At 35.9% G+C, this 25,051-nt stretch carries 23 protein-coding genes; 10 read left to right on the plus strand and 13 right to left on the minus strand.

Annotated elements, in window-relative coordinates; genetic code table 11:
• Window positions 1-61 precede the first annotated feature (61 nt).
• The 5 genes from ACFOOI_RS07160 (at window position 62) to ACFOOI_RS07180 (ending at window position 7,506) form a co-directional block, all read left to right on the plus strand.
• Window positions 62-535 carry a TonB-dependent receptor plug domain-containing protein gene (locus ACFOOI_RS07160; RefSeq protein WP_379836549.1) on the plus strand — a complete coding sequence of 158 codons (474 nt, stop codon included), beginning with the start codon at window positions 62-64 and terminating at the stop codon, window positions 533-535.
• Between the two features lie 357 nt (window positions 536-892).
• Window positions 893-6,448, plus strand: coding sequence for a GEVED domain-containing protein (locus ACFOOI_RS07165; protein ID WP_379836553.1), 5,556 nt, complete (start codon window positions 893-895; stop codon window positions 6,446-6,448).
• A gap of 108 nt (window positions 6,449-6,556) precedes the next feature.
• Window positions 6,557-6,691 carry a hypothetical protein gene (locus tag ACFOOI_RS07170; RefSeq protein ID WP_379836555.1) on the plus strand — a complete coding sequence of 45 codons (135 nt, stop codon included), beginning with the start codon at window positions 6,557-6,559 and terminating at the stop codon, window positions 6,689-6,691.
• A gap of 156 nt (window positions 6,692-6,847) precedes the next feature.
• Window positions 6,848-7,189, plus strand: a complete 342-nt coding sequence (locus tag ACFOOI_RS07175; protein ID WP_379836557.1) for a hypothetical protein — start codon at window positions 6,848-6,850, stop codon at window positions 7,187-7,189.
• Between the two features lie 26 nt (window positions 7,190-7,215).
• Window positions 7,216-7,506, plus strand: a complete 291-nt coding sequence (locus ACFOOI_RS07180) for a hypothetical protein (protein WP_379836559.1) — start codon at window positions 7,216-7,218, stop codon at window positions 7,504-7,506.
• Window positions 7,507-7,600: 94 nt separating this feature from the next.
• On the opposite strand, the gene clpB is transcribed toward ACFOOI_RS07180, so the two are convergent.
• From clpB to pyrR, 5 genes are all read right to left on the minus strand, one after another.
• On the minus strand, window positions 7,601-10,228 hold the full coding sequence (gene clpB / locus ACFOOI_RS07185; protein ID WP_379836561.1) for an ATP-dependent chaperone ClpB: 2,628 nt from the start codon (window positions 10,226-10,228) through the stop codon (window positions 7,601-7,603).
• 120 nt (window positions 10,229-10,348) lie between these two features.
• Window positions 10,349-11,443, minus strand: coding sequence for a DUF4249 domain-containing protein (locus ACFOOI_RS07190; protein ID WP_379836563.1), 1,095 nt, complete (start codon window positions 11,441-11,443; stop codon window positions 10,349-10,351).
• Between the two features lie 6 nt (window positions 11,444-11,449).
• Window positions 11,450-13,852 carry a TonB-dependent receptor gene (locus ACFOOI_RS07195; RefSeq protein WP_379836565.1) on the minus strand — a complete coding sequence of 801 codons (2,403 nt, stop codon included), beginning with the start codon at window positions 13,850-13,852 and terminating at the stop codon, window positions 11,450-11,452.
• Window positions 13,853-13,878: 26 nt separating this feature from the next.
• Window positions 13,879-14,499 (minus strand): leucyl/phenylalanyl-tRNA--protein transferase, encoded by a 621-nt coding sequence (gene aat / locus ACFOOI_RS07200; RefSeq protein WP_379836567.1) that lies wholly within the window; start codon window positions 14,497-14,499, stop codon window positions 13,879-13,881.
• A gap of 6 nt (window positions 14,500-14,505) precedes the next feature.
• Window positions 14,506-15,045 carry a bifunctional pyr operon transcriptional regulator/uracil phosphoribosyltransferase PyrR gene (pyrR, locus tag ACFOOI_RS07205; RefSeq protein WP_379836569.1) on the minus strand — a complete coding sequence of 180 codons (540 nt, stop codon included), beginning with the start codon at window positions 15,043-15,045 and terminating at the stop codon, window positions 14,506-14,508.
• 67 nt (window positions 15,046-15,112) lie between these two features.
• Between pyrR and pth the strand changes: the two genes are divergently transcribed.
• From pth to ACFOOI_RS07220, 3 genes are all read left to right on the plus strand, one after another.
• On the plus strand, window positions 15,113-15,673 hold the full coding sequence (gene pth, locus ACFOOI_RS07210; protein WP_379836571.1) for an aminoacyl-tRNA hydrolase: 561 nt from the start codon (window positions 15,113-15,115) through the stop codon (window positions 15,671-15,673).
• Between the two features lie 241 nt (window positions 15,674-15,914).
• Window positions 15,915-16,370 (plus strand): hypothetical protein, encoded by a 456-nt coding sequence (locus ACFOOI_RS07215; RefSeq protein WP_379836573.1) that lies wholly within the window; start codon window positions 15,915-15,917, stop codon window positions 16,368-16,370.
• 191 nt (window positions 16,371-16,561) lie between these two features.
• Window positions 16,562-18,139: a BACON domain-containing protein gene (locus ACFOOI_RS07220; protein WP_379836575.1), complete on the plus strand. Its 1,578-nt coding sequence runs from the start codon at window positions 16,562-16,564 to the stop codon at window positions 18,137-18,139.
• Window positions 18,140-18,186: 47 nt separating this feature from the next.
• On the opposite strand, the gene ACFOOI_RS07225 is transcribed toward ACFOOI_RS07220, so the two are convergent.
• The 8 genes from ACFOOI_RS07225 to nusB all read right to left on the minus strand — a co-directional run bounded on the left by ACFOOI_RS07225 (window position 18,187) and on the right by nusB (window position 23,384).
• Window positions 18,187-19,662 carry a glycine--tRNA ligase gene (locus ACFOOI_RS07225; protein WP_379836577.1) on the minus strand — a complete coding sequence of 492 codons (1,476 nt, stop codon included), beginning with the start codon at window positions 19,660-19,662 and terminating at the stop codon, window positions 18,187-18,189.
• Between the two features lie 125 nt (window positions 19,663-19,787).
• Complete coding sequence (locus ACFOOI_RS07230; protein ID WP_379836579.1) at window positions 19,788-20,006, minus strand: hypothetical protein; 219 nt, start codon at window positions 20,004-20,006, stop codon at window positions 19,788-19,790.
• Window positions 20,003-20,899 carry a S66 peptidase family protein gene (locus tag ACFOOI_RS07235; protein WP_379836581.1) on the minus strand — a complete coding sequence of 299 codons (897 nt, stop codon included), beginning with the start codon at window positions 20,897-20,899 and terminating at the stop codon, window positions 20,003-20,005. Before ACFOOI_RS07235 ends, ACFOOI_RS07230 begins: the two co-directional genes overlap by 4 nt.
• Before the next feature lie 2 nt (window positions 20,900-20,901).
• The gene (locus tag ACFOOI_RS07240; protein ID WP_379836583.1) at window positions 20,902-21,168 is read right to left on the minus strand and encodes a DUF721 domain-containing protein; all 267 of its coding nucleotides are present in this window, start codon (window positions 21,166-21,168) and stop codon (window positions 20,902-20,904) included.
• Window positions 21,169-21,208: 40 nt separating this feature from the next.
• Window positions 21,209-21,487 carry a preprotein translocase subunit YajC gene (gene yajC, locus ACFOOI_RS07245; RefSeq protein ID WP_379836585.1) on the minus strand — a complete coding sequence of 93 codons (279 nt, stop codon included), beginning with the start codon at window positions 21,485-21,487 and terminating at the stop codon, window positions 21,209-21,211.
• The gene (locus tag ACFOOI_RS07250) at window positions 21,487-21,909 is read right to left on the minus strand and encodes a DUF1573 domain-containing protein (RefSeq protein WP_379836587.1); all 423 of its coding nucleotides are present in this window, start codon (window positions 21,907-21,909) and stop codon (window positions 21,487-21,489) included. Before ACFOOI_RS07250 ends, yajC begins: the two co-directional genes overlap by 1 nt.
• 1 nt (window position 21,910) lies before the next feature.
• Complete coding sequence (locus ACFOOI_RS07255) at window positions 21,911-22,231, minus strand: YtxH domain-containing protein (RefSeq protein WP_379836589.1); 321 nt, start codon at window positions 22,229-22,231, stop codon at window positions 21,911-21,913.
• Window positions 22,232-22,298: 67 nt separating this feature from the next.
• Window positions 22,299-23,384, minus strand: coding sequence for a transcription antitermination factor NusB (gene nusB, locus ACFOOI_RS07260; RefSeq protein WP_379836591.1), 1,086 nt, complete (start codon window positions 23,382-23,384; stop codon window positions 22,299-22,301).
• 136 nt (window positions 23,385-23,520) lie between these two features.
• On the opposite strand from nusB, the gene ACFOOI_RS07265 reads away from it, so the two are divergent.
• Window positions 23,521-24,513 carry a S41 family peptidase gene (locus tag ACFOOI_RS07265; RefSeq protein ID WP_379836593.1) on the plus strand — a complete coding sequence of 331 codons (993 nt, stop codon included), beginning with the start codon at window positions 23,521-23,523 and terminating at the stop codon, window positions 24,511-24,513.
• A gap of 29 nt (window positions 24,514-24,542) precedes the next feature.
• Window positions 24,543-24,959 carry a S41 family peptidase gene (locus ACFOOI_RS07270; protein WP_379836595.1) on the plus strand — a complete coding sequence of 139 codons (417 nt, stop codon included), beginning with the start codon at window positions 24,543-24,545 and terminating at the stop codon, window positions 24,957-24,959.
• The last annotated feature ends 92 nt before the right edge of the window (window positions 24,960-25,051 follow it).

The following is a 25,051-nucleotide window of genomic DNA, read 5'->3' on the forward strand; positions in this document are numbered from 1 at the left end:
TACCATTAACTACTTGAATATTACTGTTTTATTACTGAATTTTAATAAAAAAAATAATCTAATGAAGAATTTAATATATTTAACAATACTCACCGCTGTGGGAGTAGCTTGTAGCCCCAAAACCCAAACCACCTACCGAGCAGACGACAAAAAAGTGGTGGTTATAGAAGATAGCTACTCCAAGTCTACTGGAAGAGAAAATACAGGCTCAGCTAGCGTAGTAGACGACATGCCTGTAAACACCACCCTCGATATTTATCTGAAAAATGTGGCAGGTGTAAACGTAAACGGATCGGGCAGCAGAGCGAGCGTTACTATTCGCGGTATCTCGAGCTTTGCAGGAAGCAATGAACCCCTATTTGTGGTAGACAGCGTGCCATTTTCAGACGGCTACGCAAGTCTATTTTATACCCTAAACGCCAACGACATCAAGTCGGTTTCAGTGCTAAAAGATGCCGCCAGTACTGCCATATACGGCAGCAGAGCCTCAAACGGAGTAATTGTAATAAGTATGAAAAAAGCTCCGAAGAAGTAATACAAACTACTTTATTTAAAGTATTTAGGGTTATGGAAAAAAGTATGAATTAGTGTGTCTAAGTAGGCTTATGCTGTTAGAAATGAGTTAAAATTTTTCTCTTAGGTTTTCCAGTTTTAATATTTTTTCTTCAGTATCAAAAAACCTTTATAACAAGCAACTTATACAATAATCAATACTGCTTTTTTATTTATCAAAATCAAATTTCAGTATTGGCTTTTTCATACATCCATTAATAATTTGAATAAAGGTCATTTTAAAAAAAAGCTTTACCCTATTTTACATGAAAGTAAATTCAAAGTTATTTTCTTGAAATTGACATTTTTCTAGTTTATTTTGCCAAAAAAACCGAATCAATTGGAAACATCTTCAACACGCAACTACTGCAAGATCTTAGGCTTATTATTTATCTATTTCTTTATTTTTTCTTCAAACCTAAATGCACAAACCTTAGAACTATTAAAATGTGGTTCGGCAGAACCATCAAAAGAATATTACGAATCAAGTAAGCTTTTTCTTCAAAATTCTCCAAATCTAAGAGAGCAAATAAAAAACCCAATTTCAGTGGCTATTAGTGTAAAGATGGCTAGAAAAACTGATGGAACAGGCGGTTTAAGCATTAATTTAGTTCAATCAGCAATAGATAAACTTAATCAAAAGTTTACAGGAACTAACATCAACTTTTATCTTTATAATAATGCCATTACCTTTATAGATGACGATAGGTATTATTTATTTTCTACAGAAGATGAAGGAGAAATAACCAAAAAATACGACGTTAACTATGCCGTAAATTTATATTTAGTACATAGTTTTAAAGAGTCCATTGGTGGTTACGCTTATTTTCCAAGTACCGATAAAGTTACCAACAGAGTTTTTGCTTATTATGAAAATGTGACTGACTTAATGGACAAAGTGATTCCTCATGAGTTCGGACATTATTTTGGACTATTCCATACTTTTCAAGGTAATCAATCCTCAAATGAAGAATACGTTACTAGGACTGAATTGGCTAACTGCGATTTTGCAGGTGACTTATTATGTGATACTCCAGCTGACCCTTATGGCAAATTATATATCCTTGGCTATTTGGACTGCAGTTTTCCATATACGTTCAGCGACAAATTGTCGGAGCAATATCGTCCAGCTACTGATAATCTGATGTCTTACTATAGAGGTTGTGGAAATAATTTCACAAACGGACAGATAAACCTAATGAGCTTTGGGATTTCTGAGAGATTAGCACCAAATAATAATGTTTTGAATGGTTATAATATTAGAGGTTATTCGCCTGATTCAAATATAATTCTCACCACAAAAAATTTAAAAAAAATAAATAATGAATACGCCGGAGAAAATATCTGTATCAAAGAAAAGTATTTATTAGAATATTCAAACTCATTAAATAACAACGCCGAAGTGGATGTATATGCTCTAAGTAGCGATTACAAAGTCAGACATTTAGTAGGCAAAGGTATTAAATCCCCCATTGAAATTGATTTGAGCACTATTCCCTTACTTTATTCCGATATTAATTTTCAAGTCGTTAGTTCAGACGAAAAACACTTCGGCACATTAAGTACTACCTCATATTCTGTTCTTGACATCCCCAAAGGTACAATAAGTGGAAATTCTACTATTTTTAGTGGTGAAAACGCCATCTATTTCCTCAATGTAAATGGTGGAAAGGCAGAAGTAGAAATTGAAGATTTGCAGGGCAACATTTATAAATCTTTCAAAGATTTAAGAATTAATAAACAGCAATCTTTAAAAATAAACCAAACTACAGAATTAAGAGTAAAAAGTATAAAAAATATTTGTGGTGTTGGTTCTGTTAGTGGGCTTGCAAAAGTTACTGTATCTAGTGCACCCACGGCCAATCTTATTGTTATAAATGCGGCAGACCCCGTTTGGTGTCGAGGGCAAGAAAAAAAAATTGATATTGTGGCCAACGGAACACCACCACCAATTAAAAGCCTTAACGTTTTCTCAGTAGATAAAAATGAAAAAATTACTGGAATTAGCTACGAACATATTTTTGATAAACTTGTTTTCAAACCTATAAGTGCAAACAGTCCACTACCTAATGAAGTATATATAGAAATTGAATTTGAAAACATTCCAGAAAAAATAAAAAGCAAAACATTTTACTTTGCCGAGCCTTTAAAATATGCACTCACCAAACAAATAGAGGCAGAAAGACTACAAAATATTTCAATAAAACTTGAGGATACTTTTTTTGCTGCACCAACTGAACTCGTTTTTAATGATTTTATAACAAAAACGGTATTTGGGAAAAATCCGTCTATCGATTTTGCCTCACTCGAAAATCAAAATTTCAGCCTTAGCAAAATAGTAAACCCTTCATGTCAACTTTTAGATATTGCGATAAATGTTGATTTAAAAGTAAAAGACAACCTAAAAATAGACATAGTAAGAGAACCAAATAGCTGTACTGGTGAAAAAAAATCTGTTTCTATTAATAAGTCTGAGGCTTTTGTAAGTAATACACCAGAAATATTATTTTATGATGAATTAGACAAGAACGTGGCAATTAATACAGCTCAAATAGACGGGAATAGCCTAACATTTACGATTCCGGAAAGTATTCAAAAAGAAGGGTACCACTACTTTCGAATAAAAATGCTTGGAGGTTTTTTAAGCCAAAAAAGTAATAAGTTTTTCATCTCTACGCTTCCAAATGTCGACATAAGTGGTTTTTACAACAGTTCATATGATAAAAAGAATTTAATAAAATCTATAGAAGGTTCATTCCCAATCAGCGTAAAATTTAACAATGGCCTGGAGCAATCTATTATCAATAGAGAATTCATAATTTCAAACGAGTTTTTTGCTGACGGAAACTATCAAATAGAGAAAATGAGTAATATCTGTGGGAGCAAATCCTCAGATAAAAGTTTCATTATTTCAAAAAACACATTTGCACCAAAATGCGTCGGCTACAGAACCACTGGAGATGGGACTAGCGGAAGTGTAACACTATTTACGATTAAAGAACCCGCCGGAAAAACAATTAATAAACAAGTAGGTGATAGGTTCGGAATAAATGGATACAAAGATCTAACAAACTCAGTAATTCACGTTTCAAAATATACAAAATACGCAATCGAAGCTTCAACTTGGTCTTCCAGAACACTAACTGGAGGGGGAGGAAATGGAGAAAAGCCTGTTATTTGGATTGATTATAATCGAAATGGGACTTTTGAAGAAAATGAAAGGATTCAGAATTCAGGATACTCGTATTCTTTTACGCTGGAAATTAACGATTTGGTGATGCCCGGATACTACCTTATGCGAATTTCTACAACTAATGGGGAAACTTCTGGTATAGTAGACCCTTGCTCACCAACAGAAAAATTAATTACAACCTCAGACTATACACTGAAAATAGAAAATTATGACGCTGGAAACTTACCCCGTTTAAAAATTGATATAAATAAAAAATCATACTGTTATGGCTCTTCAATAGATTTTAGTATTTATCGTGAGGGAGCCAACCTTAATGATAAAGTAAATGTAAAACTAAAGGATAGGTGGGGAAATTTACTTCAAAATTATGGAGACCTTAACTTTGGTAGTCATAGCAAAACTATTGATTACGAAATATTTGAAAATGAATCTAATCTAACATTAGAAGTTTTTGACAGTAAATCTGGTGTCATGGTAAATTCAGACGAATTTTATATAATTAAACCAGCCAAAGTAACATTTACAGGAAGTAGTTTTGGGACTAAAGGTAAAAAAAGTTTTATAACTTATAATTTAGAAGGAGGCTCAAATATAGACATAACTTTTTCAATCAATGGAGGAGAAGAAACCATAAATACAAATTTATATGTCGATGGTGACTACCTACGCACATTTTCAAGCGTGTTCAATTATTCGCAGATTGTAAAACCAATTAGAGCAATAGACAAAGTATGTGGTGTAGCTCAAGTATCAGGCTCAACTGCGGTAGCTATCCTGCAACAAAGCCAAGCACAAGCCGAAGAATTGAGTTTTTCAGGTGGTTCTGGATATACCTCTTGTGAAAGCGAATTTAGTTTTAATTATCAAAGGAAAGACAATACCGCTTTTGGAGAAAACGATTACATTACCGCACAACTGGTAGACAACAAAGGAAACTATAAAAACACCCTAGATTATTACAAAAGCCAAAACATAATATTAAGTAGCACAAAAAAGGAGCCTCCTGGACTTTATTACGTTAAGTTAATAAGTAGCCAACCCGTTCATGAATATTACTTATACCCTCTTGAACTATATTTCAAAAATAAAGTAACTGTATCAAAGAAAAGAAAATCCTTTGAAGGAAATGTAGAATATTTAGAATTACAATCTTCAAACCAAAATACACGATTTAACCTAAACAACACTCTTTTTGAGTATGCAATGTCGTTTAATTTTAGGTTACCGCTTAATTTAGCAAAAGGTAAATCTTTAAATATTACTTCGAGTAATAGTAACTATTGTTCAAATAAGTTTCCGTCAGTAGAGTATAAAACCGACCAAGTTTCGTATGTAAAAGGTGAAATCTCAATTCTTTCACCTAAAAATGTATGTGTCGGAGGTAAAGTTGAAATCCCATACTTGATAAACAAGGAACTAGAAAACAACAATACTTTTGAATTTACTATTCTAAATCAACAAAATAGAATTGTAGATACCGGGCTGGCAATTGCCGAAAATGGCAATTTGAAAATAAGTCAAAAAAACGAATTGGACCCTACAAAAAAATATCGTATTCGAGTAAACTCAACTAACCCATATATTGAAAGTAAACCTACAGAAGAAATTAGCTTCAGCCCAAAATTGGAGGCAATATTAAACGGAAGCCCTAAAAATCAGGTATATGCAGGAAGCAAAATCCCGGTAAGTATTAATCTGCGAGGAGAAGCCCCTTATGAAATTACCTTAAATAATGGACAAGTTTTTCAAAATATTAAAGATTCCGTTTATAACTTCAACGTAATAGCAGACACACTATTTTCCAAAATATTTATAAGCAAAATAACCTCCGCCTGTGGCGAAGGCCAAACTAAAGGAGAGCTAAACCTTGAAATATTTGAAATCCCTAAAATTTCGATATCCCCCATAGACCAAGGAATTTATTGTGTAGGAAGTACTTTAGGTATAGAATATGCCACAATAAAAGGAAAGTTTATAAACGACCCAAAATTAATCTTAGAGCTCGTAAATGATAAAACTGGAGAAGCGACATTCATAAAATCCATTGACAAAATAAATGGAAGTACTGAAATGAAAATACCTAAAAGCTCAATTAGAGGGGCCACATATAGTTTGCGAATAACTAATACTGAGCCATATTTTAATTCTAAAATATCTAATTCCTTTCAAATAGAAGATATTCCATCGGCAAGTATCCTAGATGACATCACAGGTTTTGAAGGATTTAATTATAAAATAATAATCCAAATTAATTCCAATACGAAAACAAAACTGACGATAGACGGTGAGAATTTTGAAACTGACCAAGAAATATTCACTAAAAACATAGAACTTTCGAATACTCAAAATAAGTATAAGTTAGATAAAATAAGCAACTATTGTGGAGAGGGACAAATAAATAAAAATACCGCAAACATTAATATTTTGCCAAATTCAGAAGCAGCTTATTACGCTACAGTTTATCCAAATCCAATATCTAACCAAAACAGTACATTTAGTATAAAACTGAAAGAACCTTTATTATATAATCCAACTGAGATACATTTGATAACTGCAAAGGGCCAATTGGTTGAAAGTAAATCAATCTCAAATGAATTTGCCAACGAAATACGTTGGGGTTTAAGCGGGCTTTCACATGGTGTCTATTTCCTAAACTTTAAGATTAAAAATCTTCAATTTACGAAGAAAATAATAATTGAGTAATATCTCAAAAAGAAGAAAACAAGTTTTTTTTTCAATAGAATGAGTATACTCATATTTTAGCAAAATACCTTAATCTACCTTTATGAAAAATTAAACCTCTCAAAAAAAATGACAAAGTTATTCTCGCTATTGGTAAATTATTCAAATGGTATTTTCATGTTGGCCTTTTTCGGATTGGTATGCGTAGGCCTTATTGCCGCGGTATTTATGCTAATGTATGGCGACAAAAAGAAGAAGGAGTAGGCGAAGATGGGTTGGCATTATTATTTGAAGTTGAATTTTAAAATTTAAACAAAATGAGACTCCCACTTTTATTCTTAGCCCTTATTATTTTATCTTGCTCAACTACTAAACCAGACATATCGCCTACAAAGAAATGTTACCTTGAATTGGCTGACAATGGAATATCTAAACACACAGGTCACTTTTTTTTACAATTCAGAAAACCAACTCACTAAATACTCCTCTGAATATAAGAAACTAGACTTTCAGGTTACCTACAATACACAGAAAAAACCGAATGTATTTGAAATATATGATTTTAACTCTTTTGCTGTAACCTATAACGACACTAACCAATTAGTTTCTGCAAATTCTACTAGTGGTAATTTTTCATTCAAATATGATAACGATAACCTAAAAGAAGTAATAGTCAGTAATTTGAGTAATATTGTATTTGGAGCCAAAAAATGGACTTTCAGTTTTGATTCCAAAATGGCAACATCAAAAAGGTATTTTTAAGTATCGAAAATTCATTTGAAAACAAATTGATTTTTAAAGGCTTAGCCAATAACGACAAAAACTCGATTTCACCTGACGTATCTAAAAATATCGATCTAATCAGAAACCTATTAAATTTTGTAAATGGGGCAGAAACTGTAGATTTCGATTATCTAAGTAAAAATAACATCCTTTCTAAAAACACATATTATATTGGCGAAACCCTCATAAAACAGGAATTCACGTACACCTATAACACAGAAGGATATCCGACTTCAGTTGAGTATATTACAAATGGCATAAAACAAAAAGTGAATTATACGTATCGATGTGAGTGAGAGGGTGAAATACCGGATAAACAAAAAAAAAACACCCCCAACTCAAAGAGCTGAGGGTGTCCTAAATCTCACTAAAACAAAAATCAATTATATCTTAGGCGATGCTTATTTCTGGTAAATTATCGAATTTATAATGACCCGCTTCGTCAACATCTAGCACTATTATGTTGTCTTTGGTTATTTGACCGCCCAATATCAGCTTAGATAACTCGTTCATGATGTTTCGCTGAATCACTCTTTTGAGTGGTCTCGCTCCATATACCGGGTCGTAGCCTTCTTCGCCAAGTTTGTCAAGTGCCGCAACTGTTGCTTCTAGCAATATACCTTGCTCGTGAAGCCTCTGCTTAATCACGCCAAACTGTATCTCTACAATCTTCCTGATCTCGCTTCTGCCCAATGGGTCAAACAATACGACCTCGTCTATTCTATTCAAAAACTCAGGCCTTACGCTTGTCTGAAGTAACTCCATCACTTGGTCTTTGGCCTCTTCTTTGTAAAATTTGTGCCATGCGTCATCGCCTTGCTTTAAAGCCTCTAAATATTTCTCCTGTATAAAGTGAGAGCCAATATTTGAGGTCATAATGATGATGGTATTCTTAAAACTAGCCAAACGGCCTTTGTTGTCTGTCAAACGTCCGTCGTCAAGTACCTGAAGCAACACATTCCATACATCGGGGTGAGCTTTTTCTATCTCATCTAACAGTATTACACTGTATGGCTTACGTCTTACGGCTTCGGTCAGTTGTCCACCTTCGTCATACCCAACGTATCCTGGAGGAGCTCCCACAAGCCTACTTACGGTGTGTTTCTCCGAGTATTCGCTCATATCTATCCGCACCATGGCCGAGTCGTCATTAAACAGATACTGAGCCAGGGTTTTGGCCAATTCGGTTTTACCAACCCCTGTGCTTCCCAAAAACAGGAAGCTACCAATCGGCTTCTTGGGGTCTTGCATGCCCGCACGTGAGCGTCTAACGGCATCAGAAACCAACTCAATGGCCTCCTGCTGCCCCGCCACTCTTTTCTGAAGTTCGTCTTCAAGGTGCAGCAACTTTTCCCTATCGCTCTGCAGCATTTTAGAAACCGGTATACCGGTCCATTTAGCCACCACCTGAGCTATATCTTCAGAGGTCACCTCCTCGTTTATAAGGTTATCCTCTCCTACCACATGCGTTTCCGAAAGTACTTTCAGCCTATTTTCGGCCTCTGGTAAGTTACCGTATCTTATTTCGGCCACTTTACCATATTCGCCACTTCTTTCTGCTTGTTCGGCTTCCAGTCTTAGTTGTTCTATTTGCTCTTTTAAAGTCCTTATTTCGTTTACTTTGCCTTTTTCACCTTCCCATTTGGCCTTAAATTCGGTATATCTACCGTTTAAGTCCTCTATTTCTTTGCTCAGCGATGTTTCCTTTTCTTTGTCATTTTCTCTTCTAATAGCCTCACGCTCAATCTCCAATTGCATGATTCTCCTGCGAAGTTCGTCCATTTCTTCTGGCATAGAATCCATTTCTAGTCGCAGCTTTGAAGCGGCTTCGTCCATTAAGTCAATAGCCTTGTCAGGCAAAAACCTATCTGAAATATACCTGCTCGAAAGCTCCACAGCGGCTATTACGGCATCGTCTTGAATACGAACTCCATGGTGCAATTCATATTTTTCTTTGATACCTCTCAAAATCGAGATGGCATCCGGAATGTTAGGCTCGTCTACCACAATAGCTTGGAACCTACGCTCTAAGGCTTTATCTTTCTCTATATATTTTTGGTACTCTTTGAGTGTGGTTGCTCCTATTGCATGCAGCTCTCCACGAGCCAAAGCAGGCTTCAGAAGGTTGGCAGCATCCATGGCTCCTTCACCTCCACCGCCGGCACCTATCAGGGTGTGAATCTCGTCAATAAACAAGATAATCTCACCGTCAGAGTCCGTCACTTCTTTGATAACCGCTTTTAGTCTTTCCTCAAACTCGCCTTTATATTTAGCTCCAGCCACTAGCAAGCCCATATCAAGTGATATAACCACTTTTGACCTCAGGTTTTCGGGCACATCGCCTTGAACAATTCGTTGGGCAAGGCCTTCTACTATGGCGGTTTTACCCACACCAGGCTCACCCAATAGTATCGGGTTGTTTTTAGTTCTACGAGACAAAATCTGAAGAAGTCTCCTGATTTCTTCGTCACGACCAATTACGGGGTCTATTTTGCCTTGCTCAGCCATCTCATTCAGATTTTTGCTGTATCTCGCAAGGGCTTGGTATTTATTTTCTGCGTTTTGATCTTTCACTGGGTTATTTTTACCTCTAAGTTCTTCTATTGCTTTTTTAAATCCTGCTTCTTTTATTCCCAAACCTTTTAACATGTCCGCCACTTTTTCGCCTCCGGGCAAAAGCCCCAAAAGGAGAAGCTCCACACTCACAAACTCGTCGCCGAAGTCTTTGAGATAAGAAAGTGCTTTGGTTAAAACTTTAGAAAGGTCGTTTCCTAGGTAAGGTTGATTGCCACCCGAAACTTTTGGATACGAAGAAATAATGGCGTCCAATTTCTGCAGAACAGTATCAGGACTTACTTCATATTTCTTCAATAAAAACGTACTTGTATTTGGCTCCTCTTCTAAAATGGCTTTTAAAAGGTGCCCCGGCTCCACGGCCTGCTGTGTAAACCCCTGAGCAATTTGTACAGCTTGCTGTATAATCTCTTGGGCTTTGATGGTATATTGATTTAAGTTCATAGCGTTTATGTAATTTATTTAATTGTATTACATCAAATCTTGTGCTGAACCCAAAAAGCAGCCATAATTTCCGAAATCAGACTGCTTTACAGTAATTTTAGTGTCAAAATGACAGTTATTTTAATAATTCCATCCAGGAGGCGGCGTTCTTTTACGACTATATGACTCTTGACAAGGATAACACTCGGTAGTTTTGGTGAACCCTATCGAATATTCCTCCACAATAATTGGCTTTGGATTAGAAATATTTCGGTTAACATTTAAATAATATTCACTGACATCAGAAACCCCAAAATAACCCAAGACCTCTTCTTTCGGATTATCTACACTTTGAAGATTCCCTTTGATAGACTTTGGAGTGGCATCAAACAAACCACCTGAGTTTTTAGACTGCTGCCTTACGGTTTCCCAAAACTTGTAAGCACTTTCGGTCATCGAGTATTGGTTTATCTGCATATAATATTTGGTAGTATTATCAAAAGGCACGGTGCCGATAAATTGTTTTTTAATGGTATTTCCATCGGTAAAACGGTCATTGCCCAAGGCATAGCAATCTTCACACGCCACTAAGTCATAACATGGTCCGCAGCATTTGTCAACAAATGCCTGAGTTACAGACCCGCCAGAGCCATAAATATACCATTCTCTGCAATATAGCTGCTCTTTAACATGAAAAGCATCCCATCTGTAGTAGTTGGTTTGGCCAGCGGGGTCTTTGGTATCTATAAAAACATTAAATTGCCCTTTGTATTTATTTGGAGGCACCAATGCCTGAAATTCGTAATAGGCGGTCGTTATGGGCACCACTGGCAATGCCAACTCTGGTTTTGAAACATATTTTTTACCGTCTACGGTTTCTACATGCAGCGTGTAGGTTCTCCCAACCACGGCTTTAAACTTATTCACGGAGCGATAATTATACCCCGCCGAAGTCTTTATTTGGTTATTGGGAGCTATTTCATCAAAAAACTCATAGCTGTTACCTTTATCATCTGTAACCGAAACTTTGGCTTTAATCACCAAGTTCTTGAATATATTTTCTTCGGAGTTATATGCTGCATCGTAGGTCAAATATACATACTGATAGTCATCTTTGGTAGTTATCAAAGACTCAACCACCAACCTTTTGGTATCGCTGGTAAGACCCGGGTCGTAAAGTTCAACGCACGAAACCAAACTAAAAAATGCAAGTATATAAAGATATCTTAATCTCATCTTTATTTAAAATTTAAAATTGTAAGTCAATGAAGGAATAATAGTACCCAATACCGAAAGTTTGTAAATATCCACTTTAGAGTAGTATTGGTTAAATGGATTTTTTGCCCTAAAAAATACGGAGTAAGCATTTTTTCTGGCCATCACATTATATAAAGAAACATTCCAAGTGCCTCTATATCCTGAGGTTCTGTAAGGATGAGTTTCGATATTCATAGAAAGATCTAAACGGAAGTAGTTTGGAATAGCGGCTTGATTTCGGCTGTTATAATAAGGCAAACTAGCTCCATTTAAATAAAATTTAGAGGCAGGGTAAGTAATTGCCCTTCCTGAACTAAAGTTAAAATTGCTGGAGAAAGAAACCTTTTTGCTCACTTGATAAGAACCGATGGCATTAAAACTATGCGGTCTATTATATATAGGTGCAAAAGGATTACCATTGTTTATGGTTTCTTCTTCGGTAGGGCCGGCTACGGTAATTCTTGCTTGCGAATAGGTATAACTTATCCACCCTGTGAGCACGCCTAGGTTTTTCTTTAAATAAAACTCAGCTCCGTACGCATATCCATTCCCTTGTAAAATGGCAGTTTCAGGAAATTTATTAAGCAGCAAGGTCCCTCCATCCTTGTAGTCAACTACATTGTATAGTTTTTTGTAAAAAACCTCCACCGAAGATTCAGAAGATTTTTCATTAAAATTTTTGAAATAACCCAACGAAAACTGATCCGAATATTGAGGCTTAATATAAGAATCAGAAAGTTTCCATCTATCGGTTGGCAAAGCCGCTGTGGTACCCGATAGCAGCTGAATAAACTGACGCATGCGGTTGGCACTTAGCTTGATACTCGAGCTTGAGTTTACATTATAGTTCAGTGAAAAACGCGGCTCTATACTTCCATAAGACTTAACAACTTTACCTTTATCGTAGCTAACAGAATCTTTGAGCGAAAGTATTGATTTGGGCTGTCCTTCTTCATAGCTGTACACGGTAGCATTGCCGAGCGACTGATAATTCACAAAACGTACCCCAACTCCGATATTTAGTTTTTTGGTTATATCTATTTTATCATTTATAAAAAAAGCAGACTCAAGCCCCTGCTCGTTATTTAGACTGATAGCGTTTTTGTTAGAAGTTGGCAAAGTAGGCACCATTGTACCTGGACTTATGGCATAGTGGTTTACCTGAAACCCTGCTTCTATCTCTTGCTTGTCTGTGAGGTTATAGACACCCAATATCTTTCCTGACTTGTAATTAATGGCGTAGTTTAGTTTATAGGCTGTAGCAGAGTCTGCATTGATGATATTGGCATTATAACTAGAAACCACCCCGATTGCTTTAAGCGTAAACTTAGGTCCAAAATAATGCGACCATGCCAAAGTCGCATTTTGGGTAGTCCAATCGTATAGGGCCTCCCCGTTATCGTCTATGGCAGAAACCGTGTCTTTGGCCAACTGAAATTTATCAGAACCCATAAAACCCGAAAGTGAGATTCTATCTTTAGTGCTTGGCCTGAACTCTAACTTGGCCGTTAAGTCATAAAAACTCGCTTTACTACCTTCTAGTTTTTTGATTTTTAATGCTTTAACCAGCTGATCCACATAAGATATTCTTCCTGCTACAAAAAAGCTCAGTTTGTCCTGAATAATAGGAGCCTCTACCATTAATCTACTCGAAATAGTCCCCACGCCTCCATTTACAGAAAGCTTGGTGGCATTGGCATCTTTTAAGTTAACATTTAAAACCGAGGATATTCTACCGCCATACTGAGCAGGAATACCACCTCTGTAAAAATTGAAATCTCTAAATGCATCTGGGTTAAAAACCGAGAAAAAGCCCATCAAGTGAGAAGAGTTAAAAATAGGAGCCTCGTCAAGAAGAATCAGGTTTTGATCAATATTTCCTCCCCTCACATTAAACCCTGAGGCACCTTCACCTACAGAGGTTACGCCGGGAAGCGTAAATAAACTTTTGATGATATCCACTTCTCCGAGCAATGAAGGCAGCTTTTTAAGGGTGCGGACATTTAAGCTTGTTACACCTGTGCCTAATCTTTTGAGGTTTTGCTCCGAACTGTTAGCACTAATTTTTAGCTCTTCCAGTTCATTAACTTTTTCATCCAAAACAAAATCTAGGTCTGTGTTTTTTTTCAAATCAATTTTAACAAACTTCTTAAAGTAGGTTTGATGCGAAATTTCTAACAAATATTGACCGGGAGGAATTATGAGTTCGTAATAACCAGATGAGTCAGTTGAACTTCCGTAACCGTTTTGGGTGACAATAACCGTAACTCCAAAAATAGGTGCATTGGTATTGTTTTGAGTGATAATCCCTTTTACTTTGACTCTACCTTGGGCATATCCTCCAATAGCAAAAAGAGCAAAAAAGACAACAAGTAGCGTTTTCTTCATAAGTGTTGATGAAATATTTTAAATGCTTAAATAGACAAAAAATGCCCGAAATCGTCTTCTATAAAGACATTGGTCTTTGAAAGGCCGCTTTTTAGAAGAACTAAAAAATCATTTTTACTAATTTCAATGGCTCCGTAACGTTTCACATTGTCATTAATAAACTGCGTATCTAATAATACAAACTCTCTCTTTTTAAGGATTTGAATCAAATGATGAAATGCAACTTTGGAGGCATTGGGCACCGTATAAAACATGGACTCCCCAAAAAATACCGACCCTATTGCTACTCCATATAGCCCACCCACAAGTTCATGGCCTTGGTAAGCTTCTATAGAATGGGCAAAACCTCTTCTGTGTAAATCTATATAAACATCAATAATTTCCTCCGAAATCCAAGTCTCGTCACCTTCAAATCTTGGATGAGCACAACTTCTTATTGTTTTCTCAAAATTTCCATTGATTTTAATCTCAAACTCCCCTTTGTTTAAAATCGGCCTGAGCGATTTAGCAGGCCTATAGGTATCAATCGGAATAATAGCTCGTGGGTCAGGCGAATACCAGTATATCTTTCCTTCATCGGGGTCTGCCATCGGAAAAATACCATTTGTGTAACCGTATATTAAGTCGTCTGCTGTTATGTCAGCCATAAAAACCTAGTCTATTAACCAAATATTATCACTTTCATTTCCTTGTTCTTTCCATTCTACCAATACACGCTGCGAGTCTACCGTGTTTACTTTTTTACCGACATAGTCAGGCTGAATAGGCAAGTCGCGGCTATATTTTCTATTTATCAAACACAACAACTCTATTTTCTGAGGTCTTCCAAAAGCCTGCATGGCGTCTATGGCAGCACGCACCATTCTGCCTGTAGCTAATACATCATCTATAAGGATTACATTTTTATCTTCGATAATAAAATCAATGTGTGTAGAGTTAGGCGTGAGAATATTTCCTTTTCGCTTAAAGTCGTCTCTATAAAAAGTTGCGTCAAGATGCCCAAGCGGAATATCTACATTAAAGTATTCCTTAAGAAAGAATTTAATTCGCTCCGCCAAAAATATGCCACGAGGTTGAAGCCCTAACAAAACGGTGTTTTCTATAGGGTCATGATTTTCTACTATTTCTTGGCAGAGTCTTTTGAGCGTAATATCTAATAAGGGTTGTTTGAGTATTAACCGTTTTTTTTGCATCCGAGAATTTATATATCAACAAAAATATTAGTTATTTTGTAAAAAACACTAATTCAAAAAATTATAAATGAAATTTTTAATAGTTGGGTTGGGCAACATTGGCCCAGAATACGCACTTACCAGACACAATGTGGGATTTATGGTCTTAGACCGGTTGGCTGCTCGCGAAAAACTCGACTTTAAACTTGACCGACTAGCCAGCGTAGCCGAGTATAAATACAAAGGAAAGTCTATAACACTAATAAAACCCACCACCTATATGAACCTTAGCGGCAAAGCCATGCAGTATTGGATGAACCAACTCAAGGTGCCTGTAGAAAACGTTATGGTAATCGTAGATGACCTCGCTTTGCCTTTTGGAAAACTTAGACTAAAAGAGAAAGGATCGAGTGCAGGACACAACGGCTTAAAAAACATTGAGAGCATTTTAGGAAATAATATTTATCCCCGATTAAAGTTTGGAATCGGCAGTGATTTCCCGAAAGGAAGACAAGTTGATTACGTATTGGGGCAGTTTCCAGAAAACGAAATGATAGCACTTCCTGAAAGGTTAGACAAGGCCATAGATTTCATTTTGCACTTTTCTACGGTAGGAACTGAACGCACTATGAATTTTTTAAACGAATGATTGTATTTTTCCAAGATTATTCACATTTACTGAAAATAAAAATTTTCAGAATATTAATCCAATAATAACAAAATAATATTCTCCACACCCCATCCTATTTGATTTAAATATCGACCATATTCTGCATTTTGGATTTTTATCAAAATTTTATTCTGTTTCACATTCCAAATAAAATTTGGCGGTTACATTTTAACCAACCAAATTTGCATCATCATAACAGGGAATAAAAATAGAAAATAACATGAGAAAGCAATTAAGAACATTAGTAACATTTTTAGTATTAGGTACATTAACAGCAAACGCACAATCAGCTTTTGCAAACGGTGAGTCAGGTGTAACAGTAAGTAACAACAACAGCACTGAGTTTACAAATTTCGTTAACACGAAGACAAAAAAGATCGCAAGAAAGAACACGAAAGATATAGAGGTATACAACGAAGTAGTTAAGATGTATTTCAATGCTCCAATCGCATTTTACAACTTAGACGAAAACACAAAGGCGTTATTCACAAACGCTTCAATGAATTTGACGGAAAAACTTTCGAATTCGCGTAAGAAAGAAGCTCAAAAATGGGCTAAAAACGTATCTCTTAATAACAACATTTTTGAGTTTATTTGGTCAAACAAAAACGCCATCTCAAGTGAAGTTATACCTACTTCAGTTCCAAAATTGGATCTTGCAGTAACAAATTTATAAGTTAAATTAAGATTTTTCATAGTTTAATAGGTTAGGGTTGAATAGATAATACTTACCCCGTTCTCCATGAGGACGGGGTTAAGTTTTTTATAGGGCCTACCTTTTTCATTTCAATATTTTGGATTTTAATTTTCAGATTTTAAAAGTAATTTTGAATCAATTTTAAAACCTCTCATTTTAAGCATTCTACTTTGAAAAACAAGTCAATACTACTAGCAGTTACTTTTATCGTTTTAATATTATCTTCTTGTAAAAAAGAAAATCTTGATTTAGAGAAAATAGTGCTTCCTGACCCTATTTTGGCATTATCTACAGAGCAAATAGCCTTGGGAGATATAACTTCGAGCTCAAAAGGAAATTTTAGAGTTAGCAAAAAAGGAGTAGGTTCTGCAAAATTTGAAATAACAAGCGACAAAAAATGGCTGATACTTTCAAAAAACAATGCAAATTTAGATTCTACCAAAAATGCTCACTTTGATTTTACCACGGATATAGAAGCCAAAGACATTATTGAAGGAGAAAACATGGCAAAAATCAGTATCAATTCTACTATAAATGGCGTAAAGTCCACAGAGAAAGTAATATTGGTAAAAGGCACATACAAAATCACCAAATTAGCAGTAAATACAAACGCAGTAGACTTCGGAACCATAAAAGACATTAAAACTACCACCATTAGCTTATCTAAAATAGGATTAGAAAATTTAACATTTGAAGCCAAAACCTCCGCTTCTTGGATTACAATAGACAAAACTTCTGGAACTTTAACTTCAAAAACTGATATAAACATAGCGGTAGATCCGAATAATTTAACAGCAGGAAAATTTGACGGGAAAATTATAATCACGCCTAAAGTAAATGGAATAAGCAAACCAGATATAGAGGTAAGCTTAACCGGGGTTTATGACGATGTGATAACAGGTACAATATCGGCTCATACACTTGCAAAAAATGAAAAGTGGGGCGGCAATATTACTTTGACTGGAACCGTGATAGTGCCCAATGGCAAAACTTTGACTATTAATCCAGGAACAAAAATCAGTGTGGTAGCCAAGTCTGGGACAAATACCAGTAGAATTACTGCTTATGGTTCACTTATTGCAAACGGAAATGTAAACAATATTATAGAATTTAAATCTGCTGAGAACTTAAGTAATGGCGACTGGGAAGGACTGGAAGCAAATGGAGATATTGAACTCTCTTATGCATATATAAAAAATGCGGTTCATGGCCTTAGTTTCTTTCAATATTCCTCACTAAACAACCCTAAAAAAGCGGCGAGCATACACCATATATTATTTGATTACAATGTATTTGGCATTTCGAATTTCCAGTCTTATTACGATAGTAAAATAAATAATATTACATTTAAAAATATTCAGCTTTTTAGCATTTTTGTAATAAGAAATCAGAAAACTCAGATTGTGGATTGTGAATTTGCATCAAAGACGTGCTACTTAGATATCGCTTCAAGGTCAGACAATGCCGACATAAACATAGAAAATTGCAATTTTGTAACCAAAACTTCGAGTGCATTTGCTCACTTAGAAATTATAGATACTTACAAAAATAACAAGGTAAGCTCGACAAACTGTTACCAACTAAACAACTACGGTGGTTTCAATAAAGATGGCAACACCTACACCATAAAAAGCACGAACAACACTCCAAATGCAAACATCGGTTGTGGATTTGACAATCGATATGCTTCAGCCAATGGCAAAATAGCTACAGTAGGAACAGGATTAAATAAGTACTTAAAAAAATAAGCCTGAAGTTTCCTCCAGGCTTATTCTATATTTTTAATAAATTCTAATTAAATAGACTCCAATATTCTTTCCATAGAAACGGCATAGCCTATTTTCTCTTTAAGCTCCGCGATAGTTACTCGCTCTTGCTCCATGCTGTCTCTGTGTCTGATAGTTACCGTTCCATTTTCCATGGTCTCGTAGTCTACCGCTATACAGTAAGGTGTTCCTATCAAGTCCTGACGTGTATATCTTTTTCCTATCGCACCACCATCGTCATAAACTGTTCTAAACGACGATTTCAATGAATTCGCAATTTCTTGAGCTTTTTCTGCCAAGCCGTCTTTCTTAACCAGTGGCAATACCGCCGCTTTTATCGGAGCCAAAGCCGGGTGAAGTTTTAGATAGGTTCTTTCTTTTTCACCTTTTTCTACGGTATACGCATTACAGAATGCCGCAAGGAACAGCCTATCAGCACCCACCGAAGTTTCAACCACAAAAGGAATATAATTTCCGATTGCCTTACCGTCTTCTCCTAGCTCAGGGTCAAAGTATTGTTGTTTCTTTTTAGAAAGGTCTTGATGACTTTTAAGGTCAAAATCAGTACGCGAGTGAATTCCTTCTATCTCTCTAAATCCAAACGGAAATTCGAACTCAATATCAACGGCCGCGTTGGCATAATGGGCCAATTTATCGTGGTCGTGGTATCTTAATTTCTCAGTTGGTAAACCTATCGCTTTATGGAATCTTAGCCTTGTTGCTTTCCAGTTTTCGTACCATTCCATTTCGGTGCCAGGGCGAACAAAAAATTGCATCTCCATCTGTTCAAATTCACGCATTCTGAATATAAACTGACGGGCCACTATTTCATTCCTAAACGCCTTCCCTATTTGAGCAATCCCAAAAGGAACCTTCATCCTACCCGACTTTTGAACATTTAAGAAGTTCACAAAAATCCCTTGAGCTGTTTCTGGTCTTAAATAAATATTGCTAGAGTCTTCAGCCACAGATCCTACTTGGGTAGAAAACATCAAGTTAAACTGACGAACTTCAGTCCAATTGGCTGTTTTAGAAATCGGACAAACGATATTTTCTTCAATGATTAACTCTCTTACTTCGTCTAATTTTTCGGCACTTAGCAAAGCTCCCATTTTGGCAAGTAAAGCCTGAGACTTCTCAAGTTCTCCATTTTTTTCATATTCTTCGGCTTTTCCTTCCAGCAACTGATCGGCTCTGTATCTCTTTTTAGAGTCCTTGTTGTCTATCATTGGATCGTTGAAACCATCTACGTGACCAGATGCTTTCCACGTAAGCGGATGCATAAATATGGCGGCATCTATACCAACTATATTATCATGTAGCTGGGTCATGGCTTTCCACCAAACCTGCTTCAAATTATTCTTAAGTTCTACTCCATTTTGACCATAATCGTAAACAGCCTGAAGTCCATCGTAAATCTCAGACGAAGGAAAAACAAAACCGTATTCTTTGGCGTGGCCAATAATATCTTGCAAAGTGGTAGTTGGAGCTGATTCTTGGCTCATATTTTTCAGTTAAATTTAAATTACCTGCAAATTTAAAGATTCTGCAGGACAAACCTTATGCCTTTTAAAAAGAGCATACGGTTTTTGTATAATTAATTGTATTGGTTTTTCGAAGAAAAGAAAATTTAGTTTTCAGAAGGTGCTGTGGCACCATCATAAACCGATTTAATATTCGCCATTTCTTTTATTAAAAAACTCTGTAATTCTTCGTTAAAACTTTTTTTCTCACTTTCAGGAAGTTGCTCATAAAAGCTTTTTAATTCTTTATTGATTGCTAATTTTTCTTCTTCAGTAGAAGCATTAATAGCTCTTATGTGATATTTTTTAAAATCAAACTTATTCATATCGACTTTAATTTAGATTCAAATTTATTTACATCTAGGCTTAGGGTTTCACCCATTCTGATTGCAAAATTGCGATTTTCATGGCCAAATTCAAAACCAAAAGCAACCGGATACGAATACTTAGAAATATGCTCGAGTATTATTTCTTGGAAGTTTTTGCCGAAAGGCTCATCGTTTTCTTTACAATCCGAAAAATCTCCGACTACCAAACCAGCAAGTTTAGCTAATTTTTCAGCTCGGCCAAGTTGAACCAACATCCTATCAATACTATATAGATATTCCGAAATATCTTCTAAAAACAAGATTTTGCCATCAAAGCTAATATCCGACTTCGAACCCACACTATTTGCTAACAAACAGAGGTTACCGCCTATAGCTTCACCTTCTGCTTTGCCTTCTATAAAATACTCAGAATTATGGGTAAACACATAGTCCACTTTTCCTCCAAAAAGCAAGTTCTTGAGACTTTCGTTTGATGGCTCATCAAACGCCATGGTTTTGGCCATAACGCCATGAATAGCCTGAAAACCCAAAGAATTAATATGTAATAAAAGGGCCGTCAAGTCCGAAAATCCACATATCCATTTGGGAGAAAAATGCTCAAAACTTAAGCTATCTAAAATTTTAGAAACACCATAACCACCACGTGCGGCTAATATTAGATTGACAGAATCGTCCTCTAAAAAACGCTGTAACTCAGAGGCTCTTTGGGCATCAGAACCTGCAAAATCATGATAAGAGGCTCCTATGGTTTCGCCCACCACAACTTGTAAGCCCCATCTTTCTTTCAAAATATTTACAGCTATCTCCACGGCAGTTGCCTCTAACTTGCTAGCAGGTGCCGTTATAGCCACTTTGTCACCAGGTTTAAGGTATGGAGGTGCTTGAAGCATATTTATATAAACACTACGTCTTGAATTATGGCCTCGCCTATTTCGGCGTTGAGGAGTTCCATTAGTTTGGATTTGGCAAGTACGAGCTCTTGCCTAAGAGGAGAAGATGATATACGAAGAAAAAGTACGCCGTTTCTGACATAAATTTTCTCCGTACGATTTGCAATACTAGCACCCATTATTTTTTCCCAATACGTAATCAAATACGTTTCATTAAACCTAGATTTTAGATTATAGGCTTTCAGGAAAGACTCAAATGCGTCTTTCATTGGGGTTGCTTTGGTATTTCTTGCTGATATTGACAATTTATTATTTTTTCTTAGCGATTGCTGATTTTTCGAAAGTCAAACGAGCTCCACCACCTGCTGAAATAGTGATAGTATCGCCATCGTTTGAAAGTACTTTTCCGTGAAGACCACCAGCTGTAACTATATCGTCACCAGCTTTCAGTTCCTCCACCATTTTTTGTTGCTCTTTTTGCTTTTTTTGCTGTGGTCTAATCATGAAAAAATACATGACTGCAAACATACCCACCATTAAAAATAGAAAACTCATGTTTCCAGAACCACCTGCTTGTAATACTATCATTATTTTTGTTCTAAATTATTTACTATAACATCAAAACTTACTACTTCTGAACTATTCACGGCATTTGAAAGTACCGTTATGTATTTTTTATTAATCCCTGACTTACCAGCAGAGTTAAAATTTACTTTAATTTCTCCTGTTTGGCCAGCACCAATGGCTTTTTCAGGCTTTTCAGCAACTGTGCAACCGCAGGTCACATTCACATCCAAAATTTGCAAAGGCATAGAACCAATGTTTTTGAACTTATATACAGTAGAAACTACCTCGCCTTCATTTATTTCACCGAAATCGTGTGTAGGATTCTCAAACTCTATTTTCGCAGAATCGCTTACAATTCCTTCGGCTTTGTCAGATCCACTGCCCGAGCATGCCCACATAGCAGCAGAAACAGCCAAAACCAGAACAAAAAAAACTTTCTTCATATTAAGATTTTGATTTGATTTGAGTCATAAGATTTTCAACATCTTCCAGTAGTCTCTCAGCTTTTTGTCTTGCCTCATTTACCACTTTTCTACCTTCAGCTTTGGCTTGACTATCGCCTCCCGACATTTCGTCTGCTACTTCTTCGCCTCTTTCTATAAGATCAGCAATAAAACCTTGTAATTGCTCTCTATATTGAGAAAGCTTCCCAGCAAGTTTATCACGTGTAATTTCTCCTTTTTCGGGTGCGTACAATATTCCGATTGCAGTTCCAGCAGCTACTCCCGCTAAAAAAGCAATAAATGATTTTGATGAACTATTCATAATATTTTGTGTAAAAAATGTGCTTAAAATTAACCTGAAAAAACAGTATAGTCAAATTCTTTCTGCTTTATTTATTGTCAATCATCCCCCTACCGGTCTTCTTAATAATATCTTTTGCGGTAAGATCTTTTATTAAAGAATCCAATACTCCATTGACAAATTGACCACTTTTTTGTGAACTAAAGTTTTTGGCAATTTCAATAATTTCATTGATTGTAACCTTCACCGGAATACTCGGAAAATGAATCAACTCAGCCGCCGCCATTTTTAATAAAATACGGTCAGTCTCTACAATTCTTTCAAAGTCCCAATTTCTAAGAAAAGGCACTAAATAAGACATCAGTTCTTTTTCTTCGTGAACCGATTTTGTAAACAATACTTTCAAAAACGACTTACTTTCTTCCCAAACATCATCTAAAACCTCGATATTGACGGTACTTAACTCTACAAAATCATTGAAAGTATGAAAAAGCATAGTACGTAAAATCTCTCTGTCTTCCTCCCAATACAAATTGGTCTTTTCAAAAATCTCATGACACACTTCGTGTTTAAGCAAAACATTTTTGATGACGTATTTCACGATAGCCAATTCTTCTTCAAATGTCCTATTGATTTTTTCCTCATACTCACGTACATGGAGGTTTTTCTTTAGGGCTTCATTGTAAATCTTATTGACATTTGCTCTTTCGCTTTCCCAATTTACACTTTTTCGTAAGCATTGGTATTCCAATTCTTTCGAAGCAGCCAATACCTTAATGGCTTTGTTTTTATGGAAATTAGAATCTTCCGGAAATTTTGTGGCTAACTCAACAAGCAACTGCAAAAGCATGAGATATTGTTCATATACTTTTTCAGCATCAATCTGACTCTGCAAACTTATATTGTCAAAATCTTTTTTATTTTTATTTCGGTAAAATTCTCTGGCTTTAGAAAGCACAGTTTTGATTTCGGGCGGAACCACCTCATCTTCAGGGGTTTTGTCATTTACTTCATCCAGAAATAGTGACTGAGCGAGTTTTTGTTTTCCCAAAAGCTTGGGTTTGTCTTGCTTCTCCATTGAATTTAGATCAGGAGCAAAAGACTCAGCTATCAGATCTAGTGCAAGTTGAACATTTGCTCCCCTACATTTTTCATAGGAGTATAACGCTTGCATAGCTCTGATTCGAATTAAACGACGATTAAGCATAGTGATTCAAAGAACTTTTTTATTCAGCCGCAAAGATAAATAAAAGATGTGTAATTTTAGGAGTCAATCCGACAATGAATAAACAAAATTTCAATTACCATTTATGAAACTAACCCTTAGATGCCTAATATTGACCGTTTTATCGTCAGGAATTTCATTTTTTAGTTTTTCTCAAAATAAAATAAGTACCGCAGCTCTTAAGGCAGACCTTGATTTAGTAAAGAAAACACTTATCAAACACCATATGGGATTTGGATACTATGAAGACACCATTACTTTTAATAAAAACATTGAGAAAATTCTTCAAAACTACCCAGACTCAATCAGCCAAAGGCAAGCTTACATTGAAATAACTGAGCTGATTGCAAGTATAGAAGACTTACACACTAGCACCCGAGCACCAAAAAGTTTTAGCTCAAAAAAACCAATCACCTTGCCTTTAATTTTGAGAAAATTTGACCAGAACTTCTATGTCCATTATAACATAGCCGCCGATAGTACGATTTTGAGAACTGCAGAAATATCAAAAATAGAAAACATGCCAGTTTGGGATTTATACCAAGATTTCAGGAAGATGTATGGCACTGACAATAACAACCCGGTAAGCAAAGACTACTATGCCGAGCGGGCTTTTTCGAGGTATTTATATGCTCAATATGGCCAAACTGACAGTACACTTGTAACTTTCAAAAACCCCAAAGACAGCGTTTTTAGGTCTATTTACTTAAAAAACATCACCTCGAAACAGAGTTTGAAAATATTAAAAAGTAGATACAAAAATGCCACCAGACAAAACCTCGGCTACCAGGTGGTAGACAGCACAAGGCACATTGCCAAACTCGACATTACAAGTTTTATGGAAAAGAAAGGCAAGTTTGATTTTAACCAAAGAGGTTTTAAAATAAAGCTAAAGTCGGCCTTTAAAAAAGCTGAAAGCCAAAAGATAGAGCATTTGATAGTAGACCTTAGAGCAAACGGCGGCGGCTACATTCCAAATGTGGGCAGGCTTACATCTTATGTGGCAAAAGAGCCATACGCATTGACAGATTCTATGATTTTTAAACCAAAATCTTATTTTAAAATTTTCACCCCTTAACTATTTTCGGACCAGTGGTGGGTAGGATTATGTTTAAAAAGCAAAAAAATGGCAATTACTTTTTCACTAAAAAGAAATACAAAAAACCAGCATCCAAACATCATTTTGATGGCAAACTGTATGTTATAATGGACGGTGGGTCCTACTCTGCCACCACATTTACAATTAGCCTATGGCGAGACATGAACCTCGCTACTTTTGTAGGCTCACAGCCCGGAGGAGCCAATTGGGGAAGCTTTGCCGGCACATGGAAAGTAGTGAAGCTACCAAATACCAAGTCATATATAAGGGTGCCACTATTTAAAATTGTACACAATCAACCAAATAAAACTACTCAAACGTTTTTTGTACAGCCTGATTTTGAGGTAGACCAAAGCTTCAGTGATTTTGTAAACAGAAAAGACACCCAATTGGAGTTTATTTTGGATCTTATTAAAAATAAGTAAATCAAAAAGAATAATTTCGAATTTCTTTGGGCTTAATCAAAATTCATAATATTACTATTGGCACGAAATAAATTGACCGAAGTCATGATATC

It is taken from the genome of Lacihabitans lacunae (assembly GCF_042649125.1).
GTDB lineage: Bacteria > Bacteroidota > Bacteroidia > Cytophagales > Spirosomataceae > Leadbetterella > Leadbetterella lacunae.